This is a genomic window from Paenibacillus vulneris (genome assembly GCF_039543185.1).
Classification (GTDB): Bacteria; Bacillota; Bacilli; order Paenibacillales; family NBRC-103111; genus Paenibacillus_S; species Paenibacillus_S vulneris.
In genome coordinates, this window is the sequence record NZ_BAABJG010000014.1 from 328,914 (window position 1) to 335,302 (window position 6,389).

7 protein-coding genes and 1 rRNA gene are annotated in these 6,389 nt (G+C 44.1%); all 8 read right to left on the reverse strand.

Annotated elements, in window-relative coordinates:
* Position 1 precedes the first annotated feature (1 nt).
* The 8 genes from msrA to rrf all read right to left on the reverse strand — a co-directional run bounded on the left by msrA (position 2) and on the right by rrf (position 6,162).
* A complete protein-coding gene (gene msrA / locus ABEA66_RS13600) occupies positions 2-1,045 on the reverse strand; it encodes a peptide-methionine (S)-S-oxide reductase MsrA (protein WP_345587992.1) in 1,044 nt (347 codons plus the stop codon).
* A gap of 341 nt (positions 1,046-1,386) precedes the next feature.
* Entirely contained in the window at positions 1,387-2,016 is a 630-nt protein-coding gene (locus ABEA66_RS13605; RefSeq protein ID WP_256865365.1) for a response regulator transcription factor, read from the reverse strand.
* Positions 2,017-2,029: 13 nt separating this feature from the next.
* A complete protein-coding gene (locus ABEA66_RS13610) occupies positions 2,030-3,127 on the reverse strand; it encodes a sensor histidine kinase (RefSeq protein ID WP_256865354.1) in 1,098 nt (365 codons plus the stop codon).
* 289 nt (positions 3,128-3,416) lie between these two features.
* Positions 3,417-3,806 carry an SDR family oxidoreductase gene (locus tag ABEA66_RS13615; RefSeq protein WP_345587963.1) on the reverse strand — a complete coding sequence of 130 codons (390 nt, stop codon included), beginning with the start codon at positions 3,804-3,806 and terminating at the stop codon, positions 3,417-3,419.
* 78 nt (positions 3,807-3,884) lie between these two features.
* The gene (locus ABEA66_RS13620; RefSeq protein ID WP_144027872.1) at positions 3,885-4,313 is read right to left on the reverse strand and encodes a hypothetical protein; all 429 of its coding nucleotides are present in this window, start codon (positions 4,311-4,313) and stop codon (positions 3,885-3,887) included.
* Between the two features lie 13 nt (positions 4,314-4,326).
* Positions 4,327-4,668 (reverse strand): DoxX family protein, encoded by a 342-nt coding sequence (locus ABEA66_RS13625; protein WP_345587966.1) that lies wholly within the window; start codon positions 4,666-4,668, stop codon positions 4,327-4,329.
* 164 nt (positions 4,669-4,832) lie between these two features.
* Complete coding sequence (locus tag ABEA66_RS13630; RefSeq protein ID WP_345587968.1) at positions 4,833-5,258, reverse strand: MarR family winged helix-turn-helix transcriptional regulator; 426 nt, start codon at positions 5,256-5,258, stop codon at positions 4,833-4,835.
* A gap of 787 nt (positions 5,259-6,045) precedes the next feature.
* A 5S ribosomal RNA gene (gene rrf, locus ABEA66_RS13635) occupies positions 6,046-6,162 on the reverse strand.
* Between the last annotated feature and the right edge of the window lie 227 nt (positions 6,163-6,389).

The window sequence follows — 6,389 nt, forward strand, 5'->3', positions numbered from 1 at the left end:
ATTACTGCTCTTCGAATTGTGCGGTATAAATGCCGTAGTCTTTGGCCGCAAGCTCATCCTTCGGAATGAACTTCAAAGCTGCCGAGTTGATGCAATATCTAAGCCCTGTTGGCTCAGGACCATCCTTAAATAGATCGCCAAGGAAGGAATCAGCATCCAGGCTTCTGACCTGGGTAACCTTCGAGAACAAGCCGCCTTTTTCTTTCAGCACAACATGTTCCTTGTCTAACGGCTGTGTAAAGCTGGGCCAGCCTGTTCCGGCATCGAATTTGTCTTTAGAGCTGAATAGCGGCTCACCCGAAACAATATCCACGTATATGCCTTCCTGCCGGTTATCCCAATATTCATTCTCGAACGGCAGCTCATCTACGTCATTCTGAGTCACAGCGTATTGAATCGGAGTCAATGCTGCTAGCCTTTCCGCTTTGTTGAAATTCTTCTTGTCACCCGCTTGAGCAGCAACCGCTACTGTATGGTCTGTTCCCCAGGTACGGTTCAAAAAGGCGTCCCGCCCCGAAACAAACTGGGTAAGCTTATAGCGGATCGGATTTTTTTTGTAGTAGTCCTGATGCTCTTCCTCTGCCATGTAGAATTTAGTTGCAGCTGCAATCTCGGTTACAATCGGCTTGTCGAATTTTCCGGAGGCAGCAAGTGCATCTCTGGAAGCTTTAGCGTCGGCTTCTTGCTCTTTGCTGTTGTAGAACACAGCCGTGTGATACTGTGGGCCGAGGTTGTCAAACTGGCCGTCTGCATTTGTAGGGTCAATGCTGCGCCAGAATACCTGGAGCAGCTCGTCATACGAAATCTGGCTCGGATTATAATGGATTTCCACAGATTCGAGATGCCCGGTGCCTCCTGAGGATACTTCGTTATAGGTCGGATTCTGGGTATGACCTCCGGTATAACCTGCCGACACGCTCAGGACGCCTTTGAGATTCTCAAAGTACGGCTCGAATTGCCAGAAGCATCCTCCTGCGAAAACAGCAGTTTCATATTTCGCTGCAGAACCAGCGTGAGCAATATTCACGGGTTTATGTCCCTCCATCATCGTTGTGGATTTGATAGGCGCATTGTAGAAGGAATAGGCCATGACGACGGTAAAAGCAATGGGCAATATGAAATATCGAGGTTTTTTGAACTTCATTTCCATCCACCTCCTTATGGTTTAGGGGTTTGATACAAGAACCGCTTTGAATCGTTTCTGGTGCAGCTCTACTCTGTTTTGGATCAGGGGTCATCTTCCCTCGCTTTTCTTAATCTGAATTTTAACAAGAAAAAACCCGCAGCAAATGTGCGGGTTGTCATGAATTTTATGCATTCAAAATCGTTTTCTTAGCGATCTGACAGGAGGATTTTCATGCCCCTGCCAAAAGTCATGCTATCCGGTTACTTAAAGTGACGGACAGAAAATACCGCCGCCTGCGTTCGGTCGCGCAGCCCGAGCTTGGCCATCAGGCTAGATACGTGGTTCTTGACCGTCCCTTCCGAAATAAACAGCTGGTTGGCCATTTCTTTATTATTCAGGCCCTGACCCAATAAAGCCAGAATTTCCTTCTCCCGATCAGTCAGACTTCCCAGCAGTCCATCGTCATTCGCATTCAGCAGTGGGGGCTGCACGGACGGGACAGCCTGCATTTTCTTTAATTCCTTCAGCAGCATGGCCGTAATATCAGGCTGAAGGACCGTTCCTCCATTGTATACCGTTTGAATGGCGCTGACGATAGCCTCGGAGGGCATGTCCTTCAGCAAATAGCCATGCACACCCTTCTCCAGTGCCTGCAGAATCAGCTCTGCGTCATCAAATGTGGTCAAAATCAATACTTTCGTTTTCGGGAAGTGCCTGAGAATTAGCTCAGCACCTTCTACGCCGTCCATGCCCGGCATACGAATATCCATTAAAACGACTTCGGGCCGCAGTTCTGTTACTTTGGCATACGCATCCCGTCCGTCGATGGCTGTTCCAACCACTTCCATACCTGGCTCCAAATTGAGGATGGTCGCCAGACCCTCCCGCATGAGCCGCTGATCGTCAACTACCAGGAGTCTCAAGGAGTGGCACCCCCGTTTCTGTTTTAGGATAAGGAATGTTCGCTTGTACCACAAACTGCATAGGGTCAACTCTCCCAAAGGATACCCGGCCATTCCATTCCTTTACTCTCTCTTGCAAATTCAATAATCCGAAGCCCGGCTTGACTTCGTCTGGCACATCACCGTCATTGCTAATGCAAAGCGAGAAGCCTCCCTCCGAATAGATAATCCGGATAAGGGCATGCTCTGCATCGGCGTGCTTCTTGGCATTCGTGAGCGATTCCTGTACGATGCGGTATGCGGTAAGCTGAAGCTCACCCGGCAGCAGCACAGCGCTACCTTCGACCTCAAAGCGGGTCGCAACCTGCGCAATTTTCGTGAATTCCTCCGATAGCTTGTTCAGGCCTTCATGCAAAAACATCGGTTGGACCGGCTCGTCCCTAACCATCCGGACGGCTAGGCGCACCTCCTGAAGAGCAGAACGTATCAAATCCTCACATTCCAAATAGACACTCTCGCTGCGTTTGGCATCTACCTGGCTTAGCTTCCGGGCGGCTTGCATTTGCACAATCAGGCCCGTCAGCTTATGGCCGACCGTATCATGAATTTCGCGGGCAATCCGTACGCGCTCCCTGGAGGCTGCCCATTCTTCCGCCTTGATTGCATACACCTGAAGACGCTCATGGGACTCCATCAACTGCTCGTATAACATCAGCGTATCCTTGCGCGCCTTATGATAGAAATGAATCAGTGTGCTGACAATGCCAGCGAATATAATGAATGAGCAGGTAATGAAGTAGCTCATACCGTCAAATTGCTTATATAAATACCAATCCACACTGCCCATTGTCACAAGGTAGAGGATCAGCAAAAAAATGCAAGTTATGATAAGCATGCGGAAACTGTTAAAAAACATGAGAATCGCCAATGCCGTAATCCCGACAAACAGCTGATTAGGAAAATGTCCGCCGATAAATATATAGCCATATGTAGCGGATACCAGAAAATCCAGGATCAACAGGTGAAACAGCCATTTTTTCCGCTTCTCTGCCCTGGAGTAGAACAGGTTAACCAGTAGGAACACAGCAATCGAAAACACAAGAAAGCTGAACCGCCAAAAGGCCTCAATTGACGTCTCAAAATAAAAAATTCCGGAGACGAACAGACCCAATATGAGCTTGAGCCCGAAAAAAAGTTTCCAGGATAGGGGGCCCCCTTTTATGAATTTCTCATCTTGAAGCAATGGCGCTTCCCTTCCCTTCATCAAGGTGTAATTTCGTTTTCATGGCTATTATAGCATATAATTTCTTCCATATGATGATTGCTATCATATATGCTCAACCCTATGTAGTATTCAACTATCAAAGTAACGGTAGGTTTTACGACAATTAAACATAAAAACAGCCTATCCATCTTGTCTGGAAAGGCTGTTGATTGAAAAACTTATAAGTGTGAGTCGCCTGTAAATAACGGATTAATTCATTTCCATCCCGCCTGATTTGATCACTAGCATAAAATAAAATTGCCTTTGCAATATCCTCAGGAGCAGCAATTTTGCCTAGCGGTGTATAAAACGCTGTCTGCTCTTTTTGTTCCGTAGGCATATCTTTCGTTGCATCTGTATCTACTATGTCAGGAGAAAGTGTGTTTGCCGTAATGTTGTAAGGTCCTAACTCATGTGCTAGATATCTTACAAAAGAATTAATAGCTCCTTTAGCGGTTCCATGTGAAATGAAGCCAGGAGTCACATGGTTAATAGCAACTTTTCCATTCAGCATGGCCATCTACTCCTTCAGTATTGAAATGATTGCACTGCTTACATGCTATAGCATATTCTTGATTGACTTAGGACTTCCTTAAACGAAAATATTCGGGAATAGCATTAGTGTAATTACAAGAAAATATAGTAGGCTTACAGCAACACTTAAGGAACGAATTTTACCCATGTTCTTATTGGTTACAGATCGATCCGTATGATTTAATGCTCTGCGCATGGATTTGCCCATAATACCGCTCACCGCTGCGATGCCTAACAACAGAATAATCGCAAGCGCCCACCAAAGTGTAGGATAGTCAGCCTTACCCACAAGATAACCGCCAGTCAAAAAAGCAATAGCGAGAGCTGTTTGGCCCACTCGGTTCATTTTAAATAAGATGCCAAGCTGGCTGTGTTGTACTTTCTCATCCGGCTGTAATGAAATCTGTAACATTAAAAATGGAAGCAACAGATAGAAGCCCATGAGGACTGCACTTAGCACATGAAGATACAAAATGACCTGAGACATATGAAACCCCCAATTAAATGAGATGATAACCTGCAGACGTAAATGACAAAATACATAGGATGATTGCTGGAATCGCATTCTTCACAGGATCTCGAGCGATGAAAAGTAATATTAAGGCGGCAACCAGCATTGTTGAGCCTAACAGCAGCCCGGATATCCAGGCGGCAACAGGTAACCAAATTCCTGCGATCATTCCAATCGAGCCTACAATCTCAATAAATCCGGTTAAGAAATTGAATACGGGTGGAAGGCCAAAACGTTTAAATTCATTGGACATCTTCCCATTGATGATTTTGGTTCCGGTCATCATAAAAAAAGCACCTAGTAGAACCTGCAGAATTATAACAATAGTCAAATCATTTCACTTCCTTTTCTGAAATAAAACCATTAACATGCTATAGCATATATTTTCTGCCCCACAGAAACACGTATTTCTACTTTCGCAGCATCGGCCCATAACGAATGAGCGGGGATACTCCTGTCTGTTTTCATGAGTCACCTCTCATTATCAAATGTTATTTACTCATCCTGTACATTGGCATAAAGCTTGCTAAGCAGCTTATGCAATTGATGAAGTTCATCTTCATTCAGTGTTCTTGTCACATAATCGTGAGCGCTTGTTACATCCGGCATCAGTTTCGTTTTAAGTTTCGATCCTTGATCCGTAAGAAACAGATGATGAGAGCGTCTATCAGAATCGTTCAGAACTCTTTTTACAATCCCTTTTTTCTCAAGAGAATGAATCATCCTTACAACGGTAGTCTGATCCCTATCAATGGCCTCGGCAAGTTCTTTTTGAGTTGTTGCTCTTTGGTCATCTAAAACACTAATGATTCCCCACTGTACTGGAGTTACTTTATATGGCTTTAATTTTTTGGTGAAATAGTTTGTCAGCTTCACATCTGTCCTATGAATAAGAAACCCTGTCAGTTCAAATAACTTCATTTTTATCACTCTTCTTAGTTAACTTTTTCTAGTATATCTCAATGGTTTAATTGGACTTCTGTTCGAGTGCCGTTTGTATAAAAGAATTTACTTCATGTTGTTCTACAGGTAACCCTTTAGGCGAAGCTTCCTTTTTCAGAAGGTCTTGAGAAGTTTCCAATTCTGACTCACTTACAAAAGTACTTCCGTCCAGTCCCATTTCATTTTACCAGGTCAATCAAGATATCTTTTTTTCCCGACATAGTTCAAATTCACCGACCATATTGCATTAAAAAAAGTTCGGTACTAGCTCAAGTGCCCAAATGTGAACAGATAGGGTTAGTCATAATAAATTTTAATTTTGAGGCATGTTGAATATAATCGATGGCTTCCACGTTAGTGTTCTGTAAGATCCCACAAACTCCACTTTCTAAATCACAAACCATATTCATTTTGCTCAATTAGATTCCATTTTAATAATTTATTTTTCACAACAAAATTATATGCTATAGCATATATAGTAATAGAAGCTACTACTCGTGTCAAATGAGATTGTTTCCATACACCCCGGAACTACAAAATCTTATTCAGCGTTCAGCATTTAGCTATCGTGCCCGCCGTTCCTTTGATGCCTAAATATACCGAGAAAGAACAGCAGCTCCAGGGGGAAAAATCCCGATGTGATGTCTAAGTAATCAGCCCATTGATCTATGGGAACGTAACAATGAATCACTCTGCCTATAAGAGGCCAGAGTGATTCATTACAAAAAAAAGAGCCTTTAGACATTGTCTAAGGCTCTTTTTTTTTGCTTGGCGACGTTCTACTCTCCCAGGACCCTTCGGTCCAAGTACCATCGACGCTGGAAGGCTTAACGTTCGTGTTCGGTATGGGTACGCGTGGTTCCCTTCCGCCATCATCACCAAACTAAGAGTTTTGCTTTAGCAAAACTGGCTTCGTAAGCATGTTTCTGCCAAGAAACATCCTACTTCATTCAAGGTGGCTTGCACCCTGAAAACTAGATACGAAATGCATGCGTAAAGTTTGTGAATTAGTTCCCGTTTGTTACGGGCCCCGAGAAAATATTTGGAATCAGCTTCGAAGCTTCTCTTCACTTTCTTGGGTAATGGATAAGCCCTCGACCGATTAGTATT

Bases quoted from the DNA above. Each gene is read 5' to 3' on its own strand.
- msrA (WP_345587992.1), bottom strand. From the start codon at position 1,045: ATGGAGGGACATAAACCCGTGAATATTGCTCACGCTGGTTCTGCAGCG.
- ABEA66_RS13605 (WP_256865365.1), bottom strand. From the start codon at position 2,016: ATGCGGGAGGGTCTGGCGACCATCCTCAATTTGGAGCCAGGTATGGAA.
- ABEA66_RS13615 (WP_345587963.1), bottom strand. From the start codon at position 3,806: ATGCTGAATGGAAAAGTTGCTATTAACCATGTGACTCCTGGCTTCATT.
- ABEA66_RS13620 (WP_144027872.1), bottom strand. From the start codon at position 4,313: ATGTCTCAGGTCATTTTGTATCTTCATGTGCTAAGTGCAGTCCTCATG.
- ABEA66_RS13630 (WP_345587968.1), bottom strand. From the start codon at position 5,258: ATGAAGTTATTTGAACTGACAGGGTTTCTTATTCATAGGACAGATGTG.